15 protein-coding genes are annotated in these 18,148 nt (G+C 61.7%); 10 read left to right on the top strand and 5 right to left on the bottom strand.

The annotated features are described in order from the left end of the window. Positions 1 to 29 precede the first annotated feature (29 nt). From QA643_RS13385 to QA643_RS13370, 4 genes are all read right to left on the bottom strand, one after another. Positions 30 to 1,091 (bottom strand): 2-dehydropantoate 2-reductase, encoded by a 1,062-nt coding sequence (locus tag QA643_RS13385; RefSeq protein ID WP_283033632.1) that lies wholly within the window; start codon positions 1,089 to 1,091, stop codon positions 30 to 32. Between the two features lie 139 nt (positions 1,092 to 1,230). Then, positions 1,231 to 1,590 (bottom strand): hypothetical protein, encoded by a 360-nt coding sequence (locus QA643_RS13380; protein ID WP_283033631.1) that lies wholly within the window; start codon positions 1,588 to 1,590, stop codon positions 1,231 to 1,233. Positions 1,591 to 1,694: 104 nt separating this feature from the next. Beyond that, positions 1,695 to 2,540, bottom strand: a complete 846-nt coding sequence (locus QA643_RS13375) for an IclR family transcriptional regulator C-terminal domain-containing protein (protein WP_283033630.1) — start codon at positions 2,538 to 2,540, stop codon at positions 1,695 to 1,697. Positions 2,541 to 2,799: 259 nt separating this feature from the next. Then, positions 2,800 to 4,965: an acetate--CoA ligase family protein gene (locus tag QA643_RS13370; RefSeq protein ID WP_283033629.1), complete on the bottom strand. Its 2,166-nt coding sequence runs from the start codon at positions 4,963 to 4,965 to the stop codon at positions 2,800 to 2,802. Between the two features lie 183 nt (positions 4,966 to 5,148). Here QA643_RS13370 and QA643_RS13365 point away from each other — a divergent pair, with 183 nt between their 5' ends. The 10 genes from QA643_RS13365 to QA643_RS13320 all read left to right on the top strand — a co-directional run bounded on the left by QA643_RS13365 (position 5,149) and on the right by QA643_RS13320 (position 16,487). Continuing rightward, entirely contained in the window at positions 5,149 to 5,880 is a 732-nt protein-coding gene (locus QA643_RS13365) for a GntR family transcriptional regulator (protein WP_283033628.1), read from the top strand. A 66-nt stretch (positions 5,881 to 5,946) separates the two neighbouring features. Then, a complete protein-coding gene (oxc, locus tag QA643_RS13360; RefSeq protein WP_283033627.1) occupies positions 5,947 to 7,677 on the top strand; it encodes an oxalyl-CoA decarboxylase in 1,731 nt (576 codons plus the stop codon). Positions 7,678 to 7,835: 158 nt separating this feature from the next. After that, entirely contained in the window at positions 7,836 to 9,113 is a 1,278-nt protein-coding gene (gene frc, locus QA643_RS13355; protein WP_283033626.1) for a formyl-CoA transferase, read from the top strand. Positions 9,114 to 9,318: 205 nt separating this feature from the next. Continuing rightward, the gene (locus tag QA643_RS13350) at positions 9,319 to 9,456 is read left to right on the top strand and encodes a hypothetical protein (RefSeq protein ID WP_283033625.1); all 138 of its coding nucleotides are present in this window, start codon (positions 9,319 to 9,321) and stop codon (positions 9,454 to 9,456) included. Positions 9,457 to 9,948: 492 nt separating this feature from the next. Continuing rightward, positions 9,949 to 10,962, top strand: coding sequence for a tripartite tricarboxylate transporter substrate-binding protein (locus tag QA643_RS13345; protein ID WP_283033624.1), 1,014 nt, complete (start codon positions 9,949 to 9,951; stop codon positions 10,960 to 10,962). Between the two features lie 82 nt (positions 10,963 to 11,044). Further along, complete coding sequence (locus tag QA643_RS13340) at positions 11,045 to 11,542, top strand: tripartite tricarboxylate transporter TctB family protein (protein WP_283033623.1); 498 nt, start codon at positions 11,045 to 11,047, stop codon at positions 11,540 to 11,542. Positions 11,543 to 11,568: 26 nt separating this feature from the next. Beyond that, on the top strand, positions 11,569 to 13,068 hold the full coding sequence (locus tag QA643_RS13335; protein ID WP_283033622.1) for a tripartite tricarboxylate transporter permease: 1,500 nt from the start codon (positions 11,569 to 11,571) through the stop codon (positions 13,066 to 13,068). Between the two features lie 217 nt (positions 13,069 to 13,285). Further along, positions 13,286 to 14,581: an oxalate/formate MFS antiporter gene (oxlT, locus tag QA643_RS13330; RefSeq protein ID WP_283033621.1), complete on the top strand. Its 1,296-nt coding sequence runs from the start codon at positions 13,286 to 13,288 to the stop codon at positions 14,579 to 14,581. A gap of 271 nt (positions 14,582 to 14,852) precedes the next feature. Then, complete coding sequence (locus tag QA643_RS13325; RefSeq protein WP_283033620.1) at positions 14,853 to 15,284, top strand: CBS domain-containing protein; 432 nt, start codon at positions 14,853 to 14,855, stop codon at positions 15,282 to 15,284. 147 nt (positions 15,285 to 15,431) lie between these two features. Continuing rightward, positions 15,432 to 16,487 carry a 2-dehydropantoate 2-reductase N-terminal domain-containing protein gene (locus tag QA643_RS13320; protein ID WP_283033619.1) on the top strand — a complete coding sequence of 352 codons (1,056 nt, stop codon included), beginning with the start codon at positions 15,432 to 15,434 and terminating at the stop codon, positions 16,485 to 16,487. A gap of 40 nt (positions 16,488 to 16,527) precedes the next feature. On the opposite strand, the gene QA643_RS13315 is transcribed toward QA643_RS13320, so the two are convergent. Beyond that, positions 16,528 to 18,099 carry a winged helix-turn-helix domain-containing protein gene (locus QA643_RS13315; protein WP_283033618.1) on the bottom strand — a complete coding sequence of 524 codons (1,572 nt, stop codon included), beginning with the start codon at positions 18,097 to 18,099 and terminating at the stop codon, positions 16,528 to 16,530. Positions 18,100 to 18,148: the final 49 nt, after the last annotated feature.

The following is an 18,148-nucleotide window of genomic DNA, read 5'->3' as shown; positions in this document are numbered from 1 at the left end:
GATTCCCGTGCGCGTTGAAGCAAAGCGGCTCAGTTCAGCCGCAGCTCGGTGATGTGCCGCGGATCGGGGCTCAGCTCACCCCGTTCCACGCGCTTGACGATATCGGTCAGCGCCGCGTTTGCGCTGCAGGTATGGCCGATCTTCTCGCCCTCCTGCACGACGAAACCGTTGAGGAATTCGATCTCGGTGCGGCGGCCTTTCTGCATGTCCTGCCCCATCGAGGGCCGCTGCGCCGACGAGGTGCGCTTGGCATCCTTGAAACGCTGCTCGTCGCAGGCGCGCATCGCCGCCTCGTCGCCCTCGCCGGCGCGCGCGATCGTCTCCGGCGGCAGGTGCAGTATTTCCTCAAGCTGATAGCCGAGCGCCTGCCCGACGCGGATCGCCTCGCTGCCGAGCCGGGTGGAGAACCGGCGCAGCGGTTCGCTCTGCAACACCTCGCCGCCAGGAAGGCCGGTACAGGCGGAGAGCCCGTTGCCCATGACGTTGGCGACAAGTTTCGACCAGCGCTCGCCCCAGAGATTATCGGTGACCTTGGCGCTGTCGGAATAGCCGACCAGGCGGCGGATTTCCTCGGCCCGGGGCGTGATCCGGCCATGCACCTCGCCGGCGCGGAACACGGTGTGCGCTGCCCCGCCCTTGCCGGCGCCGCGATGGATATGGCCGGGTTCCGGCAGGTTCACCGTGATGCTGCTGGCAATGCAGCCGAGTGTCTTGCCCCAGCCGACGATGCCGGCAATCGTCTCCTCGTTCATGCAGTTCTGCAACGACACGACATAGCCGTCGGCCGCCAGATACTGCCGGATCAACATGGTGGCCCAGGCCGTGTCATAGGATTTCATGCAGACGAAGGCGATGTCGACCGGCTTCTCCTTGGCAAGCTGCTGCGCATCCGTGACATGGAGCGCGCGCACCGGCACCGAGAATTCCGCAATGTCCATCGCATGGGTGACGCGCAGACCATGTTTACGCATATGCTCGACATGTTCGGGCCAGGGATCGATGAAGGTGACGTCCTCCCCCGCCTGCGCCATATGGGCGCCGGCATAGCCGCCGACGGCGCCGGCTCCGACGATCGCGATCCTGCGGCCCATGCTTCTCTCCCCTTTTCTCTGCAGGGCGCAAACGGCCCTACTTCTTCGTTGGCCAACACCCTAGCGCATCGGCATCGCGCCATGAACTGCCGTTGGGAGAAAACGGATGCGCATGCGCGCGATCCTCAAGTGATAGCGATCAGCCGCAATTCCAGATCGGGCCGATCGGCGTCCGTGTCCAGCAAGGGCCGAAGCTGCCGCCATTATAGCGGCCGCCGTAGAAGCCGGGCCGGCCGAAATAATGCCAGTCGCCATCGTATCCGTAATAACTCGGGACTGGATCGATATACCAGTGGCGCCGGTTATTGCGTGCCATGCGCGAAACCGCAGCTTTCTGCTTATAGGCTGGCAGGCTGTTGTTCGGTGGCTGTTGATAACCCGGCAGGAAGCCATAGCCGTGCCAGCGCGGCGCCGGCCGTTTCTGAGCCGGCTCGGCCGGCGCGACGACCGGCAACAGCGATAGGACGATAGCGATCGATAGCAATGCAAGGCGCGACATCAGCGCACCGTAGACGGTCGGCCGTTGGAAGACGATACAAATCTGAGTGCACCGTCAACGCAACTGTGGGATTTGCGGGGGGTGTGATCCTCGCTGCGAAAGACTCAGGACGCCTTTGCCGCCGGCATCACGCCGCCGAGCGCCGCCGTCAGTTCGGCCGCCACCTCGCGCACGGTCTGACCGAGCTGCGGCAGGCGCTCGTCCGTGAGGCGGCCCGTCATGCCCGAGACGGAAATCGCAGCTAACGGCTCGGCGCAGTCGTTGTAGACGACGGCGGCGACGCAGCGCAGGCCCATGCAGGCCTCCTCGTCGTCGATGGCATAGCCCTGGCGGCGGATTTTTTCGAGCTCCTTGAACAATTCGCCGGGCCGCACAATGGACTTCTCCGTCAGCCGCGGCATGCCGTGGTGATGGATAATGGCGCTGACGTCCTCGTTGGAATAGGTCGCGAGCACCGCCTTGCCGACGCCGGAGGCGACCATGGCGACGCGCCCGCCGAGCTTGGTCAGCGAGCGCATGATCTCGCGGCTTTCCATCCGCGTCAGCACGACGATGAATTCGTCATCGACCACGGCGAGATTGGCCGTTTCGCGGGTGAGATCGCGCAGCTTGCGCAAATAAGGAATCGCCTGGGCCGCGAAATTGCGGCGGCGGGCAAACGTCGCCCCCACCGTGAAGCAGCGCGCGCCGACATGCCATTTCGACTGGCTGCGGTCGAATTGCACGAAGCGGCGGTTTTCCAGGGTCGCCAGCAGGCGATGCACGGTCGAGGTCGAGAGCCCGGTGCGAATCGCGAGGTCGCTGAGGCGATAACCCTCGTCGTCTTCCGCCAGCGTTTCGATGATCGAAAGCGCGCGATCGACCGACTGGACGCCGCTGTCGCGAACGTCGGCCTCTTCCGCATTGGATCTTGGCTCGATGGCCTTGCGCCGGATCACGTCTTTTCTCATCGCGACCTGCATCCGTCCACAGATTGGATCAATACCGCGTATCCGTGGCCTCGTGGTTCGAGACGCACGGCTTCGCCGCGCTCCTCACCATGAGGGTCTCAGACCTCATCCTGAGGAGCCACGCGCAAGCGTGGCGTCTCGAAGGATGAAGCCACGGATGATGCCCTAGTGCGTAGATCGGCATGTTCCGTATCTTCGTTCGTCAGATGAAAATGCCGCCTCGGAGGATTTCCGAAGCGGCATTTTGTTGCTCCTAATCTCAGAGCAGGCCCGCGCCGCGCGCCCACTTGTACTTGGCGCCGAGCACCTCGACCGGCAGTTCGGTCGAATAGGCATAGGCCGGGATGCCGTTCTGGTAGAGATATTCGGCAGCTTCCTCGACCTCGACGTCGCCGGCGAGCGAGGCGACGATCGGTTTGACGAAGCCCTTGGCCTCCATATCCTTCTTCACCTCGACCATGTTGCGGGCGAACACCATCGGCGGGGTGACGATCGTGTGCCAGTAGCCCAGGATCAGCGAATGGATGCGTTCATCCGTCAGGCCGAGCTTCACCGTGTTGATGTAGGTGATCGGCGGCTCGCCACCGGTGATATCCACAGGATTTCCTGCCGCGCCGAACGGCGGGATGAATTTTCTGAACGCGGCATCGAGATCCGGCGGCATCGACATCAGAGACAGGCCGTTGTCGACGCAGGAGTCCGACAGCAGCACACCTGAGCCGCCGGCGCCGGTGATGATGAGCACGTTCTCGCCCTTCGGCGTCGGCAGCACCGGCACGCCGCGCGCGAATTCGAGCAGTTGCCGCAACGACCGGGCGCGGATCACGCCGGACTGCTTGAACACGTCCTCATAGATCTTGTCGTTGCCGGCGAGCGCGCCGGTGTGCGACGAGGCCGCCTTCGCGCCGGCCGAGGTGCGGCCCGCCTTCAGTACGATCACCGGCTTCTTCTTGGCGACGCGCTTGGCGGCTTCCGCAAACGCGCGGCCGTCCTTGAGGTCTTCGCAGTGCTGCGCGATCAGGTTGGTGTTGGGATCCTGCTCGAAGAAGGCGAGCAGATCGTCCTCGTCGATGTCGGACTTGTTGCCGAGGCCGACGATCGCGGAGACGCCCATCTTCGCCGAGCGCGAGAAACCGATGATTGCCATGCCGATGCCGCCGGACTGCGACGACAGCGCCGCATGGCCCTTGACGTCGTAGGCGGTGCAGAACGTGGCGCAGAGGTTCGACCAGGTATAATAGAAGCCGTAGATGTTCGGCCCCATCAGGCGGACGTTGTACTTCTTGCCGACCTCGACGATTTCGGCCTGCAGTTCAGGCGCGCCGGCTTCGGCAAAGCCCGATGGAATCAGCACGGCGCCGGGAATTTTCTTCTCGCCGCATTCCGCCAGCGCGCCGGCGACGAACTTGGCGGGGATCGCAAACACCGCGGTGTCGATCACGCCGGGCACGTCCTTGACGCTCTTATAGGCCTTGTAACCTAGGATATCGGCGGCCTTCGGGTGGATCGGGTAGATCTCGCCCTTGTAGCCGCCATTGATCAGGTTCTTCATCACGGAGTTGCCGATCTTGCCGTCCTCGGCGGACGCGCCGATCACGGCGACGGCCTTCGGCTGCATGATGCGGTTCATCGCCGACACGATCTCTTCGGTCGGACGCGGCGCCGGGCGCGGCTTGTAATCGAAATCGACGACGATACGCACGTCGGCGGCAATCGCGTCTTTCTTGGTGGCAAACACCGGATTGAGGTCGAGCTCGACGATTTCAGGGAAATCGCTGACGAGCTGCGAGACCTTGACGATGACATCGGCCAGCGCGTCGCGATTGACCGGGTCGCCGCCGCGGACGCCCTTGAGCATGTCATGGGCCTGGATGCCGTCGAGCATCGACAGCGCATCTTCCTTGGTCGCGGGCGCGAGACGGAACGTAATGTCCTTGAGCACCTCGACCAGCACGCCGCCGAGGCCGAACGCCACCAGCTTGCCGAACGAACCGTCGGTGATCGAGCCGACGATGACTTCGGTGCCGCCGGCCAGCATCTGCTGCACCTGGACACCCTCGATCTTGGCGTCAGCCTTGTATTTCTTGGCGTTGGCGAGAATCGTCTCAAAGGCCTTTTCGGCATCGGCCGCGGTCTTGAGGCCGACCACGACACCGCCCGCCTCCGTCTTGTGGAGAATGTCCGGCGAGACGATCTTCATCACCACCGGGAAGCCCATGCCGGTGGCGAACTTGGCTGCATCAGCGGCGGACTTGGCCACGCCTTCCTTCGGAACCGGGATGCCATAGGCATCGCACACCAGCTTGCCTTCCGGCGCAGTGAGGCTGGTGCGCTTGTCGGCCTTCACCGTATCGAGCACCCGGCGGACAGCCTCGTGGGCGCTGGGCTCGGCGATCTTGCGGGCCGCATCTGCAGAATTTGACATTGGCTTCCTCCTGGGGCTAATTTTATGGCATTTGGTATGCCAGAGATCGGATTGTCAAGACAAACTATCGCGCAGATTCTGCGAAAACACGGGCATCTTGACATCCTGGTATTTGGTATGCCAAAAATATTCGACTGTTTCTTCTGCTAAGAAGACGTCTCCAAAACAGGGAGGAGACGAGTCGTGCCCGCACGTAAACAAACCAAGGCGCCGCCTGTCATGGCTGATGCAGATATCGCAATCGTCCGGATTGCGCCTGAGACGAGCTTCAAGAACAAGGCCTATGAGGCCTTGAAGGAAGCCATCCTCAAGATGGACATCTATGCGACGCCCGAGCCGGTCATGCTCGACGAGCGCGCGCTGTCCGAACGGCTCGGCGTCAGCCGCACCCCTATTCGCGAAGCCATCGCGATGCTGGAACAGGATGGCTTCGTCAAAACCGTGCCGCGCCGCGGCATCGTCGTGGTCCGCCGCACCAAGACCGAGATCGTCGACATGATTCGCGCCTGGGCCGCGCTCGAGAGCATGGCCGCACGCCTGATCACGACCACCGCGCGCAAGAAAGACATCACGGCGCTGCGCGATTTCTTCAAGGACTTTGGCAAGGATCGCCTGCCGCAGGATCATATCGAGGAATACTCCAAGGCCAATATCGCCTTCCATCAGGCGCTGATCTCGCTGTCGGAGTCGCAGGTGCTGGTCGATATGACCAACGATATCCTTCTGCACGTGCGCGGCTACCGGCAATTGACCATCGGGCGAAAGGATCGCACCGCGACCTCACTACCCGAGCATCTCGGCATCATTGAAGCGCTTGAAGCGCGCGACACGGAACTCGCCGAAAAACTCGCGCGCGATCACACGCTCGGTCTTGCCACCTATGTCGAGACCCACGGGCAGGAACTTTTTACCTAGACGCAACTTCGCACCAGAAGACGACCAAAAATCGTCCAACACCGCACGATCAGGGAGATGAAGCCCATGCTGAATACCGCGATTAAGTCCGAAGCACCGGGCTCCGAGCAAGAGCTGACCGATGGCTTTCATCTCGTCATCGACGCGCTCAAGCTCAACGGCATCAACACCATTTATAACGTGCCGGGTATCCCGATCACGGATCTGGGCCGCATGGCCCAGGCTGCGGGCATTCGCGTCATCTCCTTCCGTCACGAGCAGAACGCTGGCTATGCCGCTGGCATCGCCGGCTTTCTGACCAAGAAGCCAGGCGTCTGCCTCACCGTCTCGGCGCCGGGTTTTCTCAACGGCCTCACCGCCCTCGCCCATGCCACCACCAACTGCTACCCGATGATCCTGATTTCGGGTTCCTCCGAGCGCGAGATTGTCGACCTGCAGCAGGGCGACTATGAAGAGATGGACCAGCTCGCGATCGCAAAACCGCTGTGCAAGGCGGCCTATCGCGTGCTGCACGCCCAAGATATCGGCATCGGTCTCGCCCGCGCGATCCGCGCTGCCGTCTCGGGCCGCCCAGGCGGCGTCTACCTCGACCTGCCCGCCAAACTGTTCGGCCAGGTGATGAATGCTGATGCCGGCCAGAAGTCGCTGGTCAAGGTGATCGATGCGGCGCCTGCGCAGATCCCCGCTCCTGCCGCCGTCAAGCGCGCGCTTGACGTGCTCAAGAGCGCGAAGAAGCCGCTGATTATCCTCGGCAAGGGCGCGGCCTACGCGCAGGCCGACGAAGAGATCAAGAACTTCGTCGAGAAAAGCGGCGTGCCCTTCCTGCCGATGAGCATGGCCAAGGGCCTGTTGCCCGACACCCATCCGCAATGCGCCGGCGCGGCCCGCTCCACGGTGCTGAAGGAATCGGACGTCGTGATGCTGATCGGCGCGCGGCTCAACTGGCTGCTGTCGCACGGCAAGGGCAAGACCTGGGGCGAAGCGCCGAAGAAATTCATCCAGGTCGACATCGAGCCGAAAGAAATGGATTCGAACGTCGAGATCGTCGCGCCCGTGGTCGGCGATATCGGCTCCTGCGTCTCCGCCTTCACTCAGGCGATGGGAAGCGGCTGGACCGCGCCATCAGCTGACTGGACCAAGGCGGTGCAGGCCAAGCGCGAAGACAACGTCGCCAAGATGGCGCCGAAGCTGATGAACAACAAGTCGCCGATGGACTATCACGGCGCGCTCGGCGTCTTGAAGAACGTCATCAAGGAGCGTCCCGACGCCATCCTCGTCAACGAAGGCGCCAACACGCTCGACCTCGCCCGCGGCGTGATCGACATGTACAAGCCGCGCAAGCGCCTCGACGTTGGCACCTGGGGCGTGATGGGCATCGGCATGGGCCAGGCGATCGCCGCCGCGCTCGAGACCGGCAATCCCGTGCTCGCGGTCGAGGGCGACAGCGCATTCGGCTTCTCCGGCATGGAGATCGAGACCATCTGCCGCTACAACCTTCCGATCTGCGTCGTCATCTTCAACAATGACGGCATCTATCGCGGCACCGACGTCAACAACGCCAACGCCGATCCCGCGACGACGGTGTTCGTCAAGGGCGCGCGCTACGACAAGATGATGGAAGCCTTCGGCGGCGTCGGCGTCAACGCCACCTCGCCGGACGAACTGAAGCGCGCCGTGAACGAGGCAATGGATTCAGGCAAGCCGACGCTGATCAACGCAGTGATCGACCCGGCCGCCGGCTCGGAGAGCGGCCGTATCGGCAACCTCAACCCGCAAAGCGTTCTGAAAAAGAAGTGAATTGATCAACCCATCGGCGTCATTCCCCGCGCAGGCGGGGAATCCAGTAACCGCCGAACTATCGTGTGACGAAGGCTGTGCCCGACTGAACCGACGGTGATTACTGGATGCCCGCCTGCGCGGGCATGACGGCAACAGATAGTAACAGGAGAGAACAAATGTCTAAGGCGCTTACGGGCGTTCGTATTCTCGATTTCACCCACGTCCAGTCGGGCCCGACCTGCACGCAATTGCTGGCGTGGTTCGGCGCCGACGTGATCAAGGTCGAGCGCCCCGGCGTCGGCGACATCACCCGCGGCCAGCTGCAGGACATCCCCAACGTGGACAGCCTGTATTTCACCATGCTGAACCACAACAAGCGCTCGATCACGCTCGACACCAAGAACCCGAAGGGCAAGGAAGTCCTCACCGCGTTGATCAAGAGCTGTGACGTGCTGGTGGAAAACTTCGGCCCCGGCGTGCTCGACCGTATGGGCTTCCCCTGGGAGAAGATCCAGGCCATCAACCCGAAGATGATCGTGGCCTCGATCAAGGGTTTTGGCCCCGGCCCGTATGAAGACTGCAAGGTCTACGAGAACGTCGCGCAGTGCACCGGGGGTGCGGCCTCGACCACCGGATTCCGCGACGGCCTGCCGCTGGTCACCGGCGCGCAGATCGGCGACAGCGGCACCGGCCTGCATCTGGCGCTCGGCATCGTCACCGCGCTCTATCATCGCACCGTCACCGGCAGGGGCCAGAAGGTCACCGCTGCGATGCAGGACGGCGTTCTGAATCTTGCGCGCGTAAAACTGCGCGACCAGCAGCGTCTCGCCCATGGTCCGCTGAAGGAATACAGCCAGTACGGCGAAGGCATTCCGTTCGGCGACGCCGTGCCGCGCGCCGGCAATGATTCCGGCGGCGGCCAGCCCGGCCGCATCGTCAAGTGCAAGGGCTGGGAGACCGATCCCAACGCCTACCTCTATTTCATCACCCAGGCGCCGGTCTGGGAGAAGATCTGCGACGTGATCGGCGAGCCCTCCTGGAAGACCGATCCGAACTACGCCAAGCCGCCGGCCCGGCTGTCGCGCCTCAACGAGATCTTCGCGCGCATCGAGCAGTGGACGATGACCAAGACCAAGTTCGAGGCGATGGAGATCCTCAACAAGGACGACATCCCCTGCGGCCCGATCCTTTCGATGAAGGAGATCATCGAGGACCAGTCGCTGCGCGCCACCGGCACCGTGGTCGAGGTCGATCACCCGACCCGCGGCAAGTACATCTCGGTCGGCAATCCGATCAAGCTGTCGGATTCGCCGAGCGAAGTGACCCGCTCGCCCCTGCTCGGCGAGCACACCGACGAGATCCTGCGCCAGGTGCTCGGCTTCTCCGACCACCAGGTCGCCGAAATCCACGATTCCGGCGCGCTCGACCCGCCGCGGAAGCAGGCGGCGGAGTAAGCCCTTCTTGTCCTCTGAAATGCCAAGGCCGCCGGGTTCCGGCGGCTTTTTTCGTTCTGGAATGCCAAATCAGTTAATTTTGCTGCAATGCAACCGGCCAATTGCTGCTATGCAAACAAGTCTGTTGTAGGTGGCATCTGGTATACATACTCTGTTCCCTGACACGACGCGGAGCCGCTCCGCTCCTTCAGAAAGGGGACAACACATGTCCAAGACTGCTTCCATTGGTTTCCTGCCCTCCAGCACCCTGTTCGGCCGCCTGATGGCTTCCATCGACCGCCTGCTGACCCAGAGCAGCCGCATCGCCGTGCGCAATGGCGATCTGCCCTATTTCGGTCTCTGAGCCTTAAAACATAGGGTTCTCGCGCATCGGCGCAGTTCCGACAAACGACGCTTTCGACGTTTGAACAAATGGCCCCGGTTTCCGGGGCCATTTTTCGTTTGCGGGGGTCGAGCCCTCTTTACTGCCATCTGCGACAAATCAGCCCGAACGGCAATCCGAAGCAATAATGCGTTTGCCTACTGGCATATCGCATACAACAATGACCCGAGCGCCACGCCAAAGAAATAAGGGCGCATTTTGGGGGACGGCCTTGCGACACGGGGACAGGCAGCCCGATCGATTTGGGAACATGGGCGCCCCCCATGACTTCCCTTTGCTGCATATCGCAAATTCACAATTGGTCGAAAGAAGCGGGTGCCGCATCGGCGGAGCCCCCTTACAATTCAATCGGATGAGCGTTCGGAGAAGAAGACAGCCGCTACGGCATTAAATATACAACAAAGGGAAGCCGGCAAAGACTGGCGCAACCATAAATCGATGGGAGTGAAACACATGAAGCACACTGCACAAACGGCATTGGGCGCAATTGCTGCCTTGTGCGCGGCCGGGATCAGCATTCCCGCCAGCGCAGCATGGGAGCCGGTGCGACCCGTCGAGTTCATCGTGCCTGCCGGCACCGGCGGTGGCGCCGATCAGATGGCGCGGACGATCCAAGGTATCGTCACCAAGCACAACCTGATGAAACAGCCGCTGGTCGTCATCAACAAGGCGGGCGGCGCCGGCGGCGAAGGCTTCCTCGACGTCAAGACCTCGGGCGGCAATCCGCACAAGATCATCATCACCCTCTCCAACCTCTTCACCACCCCGCTCGCAACAGGCATTCCCTTCAATTGGAAGGATCTCACGCCTGTCGCGATGCTGGCGCTCGACGAGTTCGTGCTCTGGGTGAACGCGGAGAAGCCGTACAAGACGGCGAAAGAGTATGTCGACGCCGTGAAGGCCGCGCCCGCAGGCTCGATGAAGATGGGCGGCACCGGCTCCAAGCAGGAAGACCAGATCATCACGGTCGGAATCGAAAAGGCCACCGGCAGCAAGTTCACCTACATCCCCTACAAGGGCGGCGGCGAAGTTGCCGTTCAACTGGTCGGCAATCATCTCGATTCGACCGTCAACAACCCGATCGAGGCGGTAGCGCAATGGCGCGGCGGCAAGCTGCGTCCGCTCTGCGTGTTCGACGCCCAGCCGATGGCCTATGACGAGCAGATCGCGGATGGCAAGAGCTGGAAGGACATTCCGACCTGCAAGTCGCAGGGGCTCGACATGGAGTACCTGATGCTGCGCGGCATCTTCATGTCGCCACGGGCGACCAAGGATCAGGTCGAATATTACGTCGAGCTGTTCAAGAAGGTCCGCGCGACGCCGGAATGGCAGGATTTCATGAAGACTGGCGCCTTCAACACGACCTTCCTCACCGGGCCCGACTACGCCAAATGGGTCGAGACCGAGGAAAAGCGTCACGAGACGCTGATGAAGGACGCGGGCTTCCTCGCCTCCGCCGGCAACTGACGGAACGCCGGCCGTAGCCGGCCATCGCAACGCAGACGCCGGGCCTTGTATGACCATGGGCCCGGCAGCGGATGGAGCTTTGATGACGACAGGCAGTTCGAGCAAGCCCGGCCCCACCCACAAACTGGTGGAGGCAGGCGTCACGTTGCTGATCACCCTCTTCGGCGTGATCGTGATCATCGGCAGCGTGAAGGCCGGGATCAACTGGGGCGCGGAAGGCCCGCGCGCCGGCTTCTTTCCATTCTACATCGGCATATTCATCGTCGCCTCGAGCGCGATCAATCTCTGGAACGGGCTTCGCGAGGACAATGACGCGCTGTTCGCCGAATGGGGACAGCTTCGCCAGGTCATGAGCGTCGTCATTCCGACCGCGATCTACGTCGGCGCCATGCCGTTCACGGGACTGTACCTCGCCTCGATCATCTTCATCGGATGGTTCATGCGCTGGCTCGGCAAGTACCCGTGGCTGACCGTCGTGGCGGTTGCGATCGGCATGCCTGTTGTCACCTATCTGATTTTCGAGCGCTGGTTCCTGGTCCCGCTTCCAAAGGGGCCGGTCGAAGAGTGGCTCGGTCTTTGATTTAATCGCAAGGTTGGGATCCGGGGATGGAAGAACTCGTCAATCTGTTTCACGGCTTTGCGGTCGCGCTGCAGCCCTTCAACATGATGGTGATGCTCGTCGGCATCGTGCTCGGCGTCATCATCGGCGTGCTGCCGGGACTGGGCGGCGCCAACGGCGTAGCCATCCTGTTGCCACTGACCTTCAGCATGCCGCCGACATCGGCCATCATCATGCTGTCCTGCATCTACTGGGGGGCGCTGTTCGGCGGAGCGATCACCTCGATCCTGTTCAACATACCCGGCGAGCCATGGTCGGTCGCAACGACGTTCGACGGCTACCCGATGGCGCAGAAAGGCAAGGCCGGCGAAGCCTTGACCGCGGCGTTCACCTCGTCGTTCGTCGGCGCACTGTTTGCGGTCGCCATGATCACGCTGGTGGCACCGCTGGTCGCAAGCTTCGCGCTGCAATTTGGGCCGGCGGAAAAATTCGCCGTCTATTTCCTGGCGTTCTGCAGTTTCGTCGGATTGAGCAAGGAGCCGCCGTTCAAAACCATTGCCGCGATGATGGTCGGCTTTGCGCTTGCCGCCGTCGGTCTGGATTCCATCACCGGACAGTTGCGGCTGACGTTTGGCTTCACCGAACTGCTCAACGGCTTCGACTTCCTGATCGCCGTGATCGGTCTGTTCGGCATCGGCGAGATCCTGCTCACCATGGAGGAAGGCCTCGCCTTCCGCGGCGGCAGCGCCAAGATCAATCTGCGCGTGGTGCTGCAGACCTGGAAGGAATTGCCGGCCTACTGGATCACCTCGCTGCGGTCCTGCGTAATCGGCTGCTGGATGGGCATCACGCCGGCCGGCGCTACGCCGGCCTCGTTCATGAGCTATGGCATCGCCAAGCGCGTCGCCAAGAACGGCAGCAATTTCGGCAGGGGCGAAATCGAAGGCGTCGTCGCGCCGGAGACCGCGGCGCACGCCGCCGGCACCGCGGCGCTGCTGCCGATGCTTTCGCTCGGCGTGCCGGGCTCGCCGACCGCGGCCGTGTTGCTCGGCGGCCTCCTGATCTGGGGCCTGCAGCCGGGACCGATGCTGTTCGTCGAGCAGAAGGAGTTCGTCTGGGGCCTGATCGCCTCGATGTATCTCGGCAATATCGTCGGTCTGCTCGTGGTCTTGACCTGCGTGCCGATCTTCGCCGCGATCCTGCGCGTGCCCTTCTCAATCATCGCGCCGCTGATCCTGGTGCTGTGCGCGATCGGCGCCTATTCGGTTCACAGCTCGACGTTCGACGTGATGCTGATGCTGGTGTTCGGCGTGATCGGCTACCTGCTCAAGAAGTGCAATTATCCGCTCGCCCCGCTGGTGCTTGCGATCGTGCTCGGCGACAAGGCGGAAGAAGCCTTCCGGCAATCGTTGCTGGGATCCCAGGGCTCGCTCGGCATCTTCTTCTCCAACACCCTGGTCAGCTCGATCATGGTGTTGGGATTGATTGCGCTGTTCTGGTCTGCAATCCAGCAGGGCTATACCCGCTTGCGTGGTGCGGCCGCCTAGAGGGCGGTCGTAATTACCTGTAAAATCAAGGATATTGTCTATTTTCGACCGGTGGGCCGCGCAGTGGACGCGGCCCGTTTTCTTTCGCGCCTGCGGCATGTCGCACGCAAACGAATTGTGATAACTCGATAAGATTCCGCTTGTCTACTGGCATAACATATACCAAACTCCGCACTTGAGCTGTCGGCTAACAGATAGAACAGCCTTTGGAGGGAAGATGACGGATACTGTGCACGGAGCGGCAGCCCCAGTGGCGGCCCGGGTCAGCGACACCTACCGCTGGACGCAACTAGCCATCGGCGTGCTCGCGATGGTGATGATCGCCAATTACCAATATGGTTGGACTTTCTTCGTCCCCGACATCCAGAAGAAATTCGGATGGGATCGTGCTTCGATCCAGTGGGCATTTACGCTGTTCGTTCTGTTCGAGACCTGGCTGGTGCCGGTCGAAGGATGGTTCGTCGATAAATACGGCCCGCGCATCGTCGTCCTCGTCGGCGGCGTGCTCTGCGCCCTCGGATGGGCCATCAACGCGCAGGCGACTTCGCTCAACGGATACTATCTCGGCATGATCATCGCAGGCATCGGCGCCGGTGGCGTCTACGGCACCTGCGTCGGCAACGCGCTGAAATGGTTTCCCGACAAGCGCGGTCTCGCCGCCGGCATCACGGCCGCCGGATTCGGCGCCGGCTCGGCGCTGACGGTCGCGCCGATCCAGGCGATGATCAAGGATTCCGGCTTCCAGACCACCTTCCTCTATTTCGGTCTCGGCCAGGGCATCATCATCGTCCTCCTCGCCTTCTTCCTGTTCGCGCCGAAATCGGGACAAGTCCCCGCGGTGACGCAGAACGCCAACATCATCCAGAGCCGGCGCAACTATCAGCCGACTGAGGTGATCCGTCAGCCGATCTTCTGGCTGATGTATTTCATGTTCGTGATCGTCGGCGCCGGCGGATTGATGGTCACCGCCAACCTGAAGCCGATCGCGGTCGACTGGAAGGTCGACAGCGTGCCGGTCACGCTGATGGCGGTAACGATGACGGCGGTGACGTTCGCGGCCACCATCGATCGCGTGCTCAACGGCCTGACCCGCCCCTTCTTTGGCTGGATCTCCGACATGATCGGCCGCGAGAACACCATGTTCCTCGCGTTCGGCATGGAAGGCATCGGCATCTGGGGCCTCTATATGCTGGGCCACGATCCGGTGTGGTTCGTGCTGCTGTCGGGCTTCGTGTTCTTCGCCTGGGGTGAGATCTACTCGCTCTTCCCGTCGACCTGCACGGATACGTTCGGCGCCAAGTTCGCGACCACCAATGCTGGCCTGCTCTATACGGCAAAGGGCACCGCGGCGCTCCTGGTGCCGGTTGCGAACTACATGCAGCAGTCGTCGGGCACCTGGGACAGCGTGTTCATCGTCGCGGCCGGCGCGAATATCCTGGCCTCGCTGCTGGCGATCGCGGTGCTCAAGCCCTGGCGCAAGGTAGTGGTCGAGAAGTCGCAATTGTCGGCCTGATCCGACAGATCAGTCGATCGATAGAGACGCGCTCATCCTCCGGGATGGGCGCGTTTTCTTTTGGCCCGGACCTCCCTGGTATACCTGATCAGCTTTTGTAATTGCTTGGCCGCCGGCGGGCCTTATCGGTCTCAAACGCCTTCCGGAAAAATGTCAGCAATACTGCCTATTTATCTTGTATTCCGCGCACGATTTCTATCCTGATGCGTGTTGACAATTGGCATTATGTATACCAGACTTACGGGTAATGATTCACCCCAAGGAGGTTGCCATGCAAGTCGGAGATATCCTGCGCAAGAAAGCCGCCCGTGTCGCAACGGTCCGCATGAACGAGACCGTGGCCATTGCCGCGCAACTGATGCGCTCCGGCAATATCAGCGCGCTGGTCGTCAAGGATGTCGTGCGTACCGAAGGCAACACCCCGGTCGGCATGTTCACCGAGCGCGACGTAGTGCGCGCGATCGCCCAGTACGGCGCGGCCGGCGCCAACATGAAGGTCTCGCAGTTCGTCTCCGTGCAGCAGCTGATCTCCTGCACGCCGTCAGATACGCTCGAGCACGTTCGTCACGTGATGAACCGCGAGCATATCCGCCACCTCCCCGTCATCGACAATTACAGCCTGATCGGCGTCATCAGCATGCGCGACATCCTTGCCGCATTCGATGAAGAGGCCACGGCGAAAGAGACGGTCTACGCCGCCTGACCTCACGCTCCGCATGCCGGTTCTCTTGCGGGAACAGGAAGAACCGGCATCGCACCGCAAGCTTCCGCTTAACTCCTGTCGCAAACCGGGCGCTGGCAAAGCGCCGGGGTCGTGGTGCGCCGGAAAAACATCATCGATGGAGGGCGCATGGCGCGCAACGTTCTGATCCTCGGAGCCTCGTACGGCTCATTGTTGGCGACGAAGCTCTTGATGGCGGGTCACAACGTGACCCTGGTTTGCCGCAGGCAGACCGCAGAGCTCATCAATCGTGACGGCACCGAAGTTCGCATCAGGCTGCGCGACGAGGCGACCCATCGGCCGATCTTCTCGCGCGATCTGCCCGGGATGCTGGACGCGGTCGAGCCCGCCAATGTCGATCCTTCCCGCTACGATCTGGTTGGTCTTGCGATGCAGGAGCCGCAATACGCAGCTCCTACGATGCGGCTTATGCTGATCAAGATCGCCGAGGCGAAGCTGCCCTGCCTTTCGATCATGAACATGCCGCCTTTGCCCTACCTCAAGCGCATCCCGGCGCTGGCGGAAATGGATCTTGAGAAAGCCTATACCAATGCCGCGGTGTGGGATCGGTTCGAGCCGGGCCTGGTCTCGCTCTGCTCTCCGGATCCGCAGGCCTTCCGTCCGCCGGAGGAAGCGGCGAATGTTCTTCACGTCGGCCTGCCGACAAATTTCAAGGCCGCGTCATTTGCCGATGAGAAGCACAATTTGCTGCTTCGGGAGCTGGAAGCTGACATCGATGCCGTGAGGCTCGACGGACAGGATGTTCCGGTGAAGCTCAGGGTGTTCGATTCGATGTTCGTCCCTCTGGCCAAATGGTCGATGCTGCTCACGGGCAATTACCGCTGCATTACGCCCCACGAGCCGCGATCGATCCGCGAGGCGGTGCTTGGCGACATCAACCTCTCGCAGTCGATCTATGAGCATGTCGATGCTGTCGCCCAGCGACTCGGCGCCGATCCCAGCGATCAGGTACCTTTCGAGAAATATGCCAAGGCCGCGGAAAGTCTTCTCAGACCCTCCTCGGCGGCGCGCGCAGTCGCTGGCGGCTCGCCGTTCATCGAGCGCGTAGACCTCCTCGTGAAGCTGATCTCGCACCAGCTTGGCATGCCCAATGCCGAAATCGACCGCACGGTCCGGATCGTCAATCAGAAACTGGGCGAGAGCGCCGAGGCCATATCAGCTTAATGGCCACCTGCGTCGCCACGTTCGAGATGGGAGCTTGCAATCATTCCGGGAGACCTGCTTCGCGAAGGCCGTTGGCAAAATGGGCTGCGTCCTCCGGTCGACGAAATGGCGCAAGATCTCCCAGGTTAGAGAGGCGCAGATCCGGATTGCATTCGCGTGCACGTGCGATGCCTTTCCGGGCTGCCGCAAGGCATCCGGCGAGCGCGTTGCTGGCTGCGAACATGGCGATCGCCAGCAGGAACTCGGGATTGTCGCGCAGTGATTTTTCGGTGGACGACGACGCCGAATCATAGTGGCCCATAAGAAAATGAGCATACGCCACGGCTCCGTTCATGGCGTACATAGACGGGTCAAGCGGGCTCAGACGCATGGCACGCGCAGCGTAATCAATTACAAGGTCGGGCTCACCTCGGAAAACTCTCACCCAGGCACCAAGATTCCAGGCTAGCGTCGAGTTTGGATTGATTGCCAGTCCACGATCCACGAATGCAATGGCATCGTCGAATTCATGGGCAATGAAGGTGAGTACATATGCACCCATGGATAGCGCTACCTCGTCATCTGCTCCCAGATGCACCGCCCTGCGGGCTAGCCGCATAGCTTCGGAGCTCTCTTTTTCACGATCGACCATCCAGCGACGCGCCTTGCGCTGGATGTAGCACCATCCGGCCATGCCATAGGCGCACGCCAGGCCGGGGTCGAGCTCAATCGCCTTGCTGAAGAGCTGGAGTGCCTCACTGTTCGCATCCTGCGTCCAGCGGCGAACGCTCGCCAGGCCACGCAGATAATAGTCGTATGCATCCAGATTCTCGGTCGGCTTGCGCCTGGCCCGCCTGACTTCCTCACGCAGCAGCATGGGCGCGATCGCCCCCACCACGCTGGACGTCATTTGATCCTGTAGTTCGAAGATATTTTCAAGCGCACCGTCAAAACGGTCCGCCCAGAGATGTGCTCCCGTTTCAGCATCAATAAGCTGACCAGCGATGCGAAGGCGACTTCCAGCCTTGCGTACGCTACCCTCGAGCACATAGCGCACCCCAAGCTCCCGGCCAACCTGCTTGATGTCCACGGACTGACCTTTGTAGGCAAAGCTCGAATTGCGCGCGATCACAAACAGCCAGCGGAAGTGAGACAGCGCCATCGTGACATCTTCAACGACGCCATCGGCGAAATACTCTTGCTCCGGATCGTTACTGAGATTCTGGAACGGCAGCACCGCAATCGACGGCTTATCGGGTAGCGAGAGAGAGGGCCTCGGCGACTCTATCGGGGTTTCGGTCATTGCAGATCTTACTAACGCCCGCTCTTCCCGGACCGCACCCACAAAGCGGAAGCCCTTGCGCGGCAATGTCTTGATGAGGCGCTGTTCCTCGCCAGAATCGCCGAGCGCGCTCCGGGCAACATTCAGACGGGTCGTCAGCGCCGCATCCGAGACGCTGCGCCCATTCCAAATGGCCTCGATGAGATCGTCTTTGCCGACGACCCGCTCCCGATTGCGGATCAGGTAGTCCAGCAAGTCAAAAACCTGTGGAGCGACGGGGACGGTCTCCGCCCCGCGATGCAGTTCACGCCTTTCGGTATCAAGGGCGAAGTCCTCGAAGAGATAGCGCAAGTTGCCATTCCTTCTCAGGGTTACTCCTTAAATCCAACTGAAAGCCGAA

The sequence above is a fragment of the Bradyrhizobium sp. CB3481 genome, assembly GCF_029714305.1.
In the GTDB taxonomy this organism is placed as follows: domain Bacteria; phylum Pseudomonadota; class Alphaproteobacteria; order Rhizobiales; family Xanthobacteraceae; genus Bradyrhizobium.
This window is presented reverse-complemented; position numbering and strand designations above follow the sequence as displayed.

Bases quoted from the DNA above. Each gene is read 5' to 3' on its own strand.
- QA643_RS13345 (WP_283033624.1), top strand. From the start codon at position 9,949: ATGAAGCACACTGCACAAACGGCATTGGGCGCAATTGCTGCCTTGTGC.
- QA643_RS13375 (WP_283033630.1), bottom strand. From the start codon at position 2,540: ATGAGAAAAGACGTGATCCGGCGCAAGGCCATCGAGCCAAGATCCAAT.
- oxc (WP_283033627.1), top strand. From the start codon at position 5,947: ATGCTGAATACCGCGATTAAGTCCGAAGCACCGGGCTCCGAGCAAGAG.
- QA643_RS13320 (WP_283033619.1), top strand. From the start codon at position 15,432: ATGGCGCGCAACGTTCTGATCCTCGGAGCCTCGTACGGCTCATTGTTG.
- QA643_RS13340 (WP_283033623.1), top strand. From the start codon at position 11,045: ATGACGACAGGCAGTTCGAGCAAGCCCGGCCCCACCCACAAACTGGTG.
- QA643_RS13385 (WP_283033632.1), bottom strand. From the start codon at position 1,091: ATGGGCCGCAGGATCGCGATCGTCGGAGCCGGCGCCGTCGGCGGCTAT.
- QA643_RS13350 (WP_283033625.1), top strand. From the start codon at position 9,319: ATGTCCAAGACTGCTTCCATTGGTTTCCTGCCCTCCAGCACCCTGTTC.
- QA643_RS13335 (WP_283033622.1), top strand. From the start codon at position 11,569: ATGGAAGAACTCGTCAATCTGTTTCACGGCTTTGCGGTCGCGCTGCAG.
- QA643_RS13370 (WP_283033629.1), bottom strand. From the start codon at position 4,965: ATGTCAAATTCTGCAGATGCGGCCCGCAAGATCGCCGAGCCCAGCGCC.
- frc (WP_283033626.1), top strand. From the start codon at position 7,836: ATGTCTAAGGCGCTTACGGGCGTTCGTATTCTCGATTTCACCCACGTC.
- QA643_RS13325 (WP_283033620.1), top strand. From the start codon at position 14,853: ATGCAAGTCGGAGATATCCTGCGCAAGAAAGCCGCCCGTGTCGCAACG.
- oxlT (WP_283033621.1), top strand. From the start codon at position 13,286: ATGACGGATACTGTGCACGGAGCGGCAGCCCCAGTGGCGGCCCGGGTC.
- QA643_RS13380 (WP_283033631.1), bottom strand. From the start codon at position 1,590: ATGTCGCGCCTTGCATTGCTATCGATCGCTATCGTCCTATCGCTGTTG.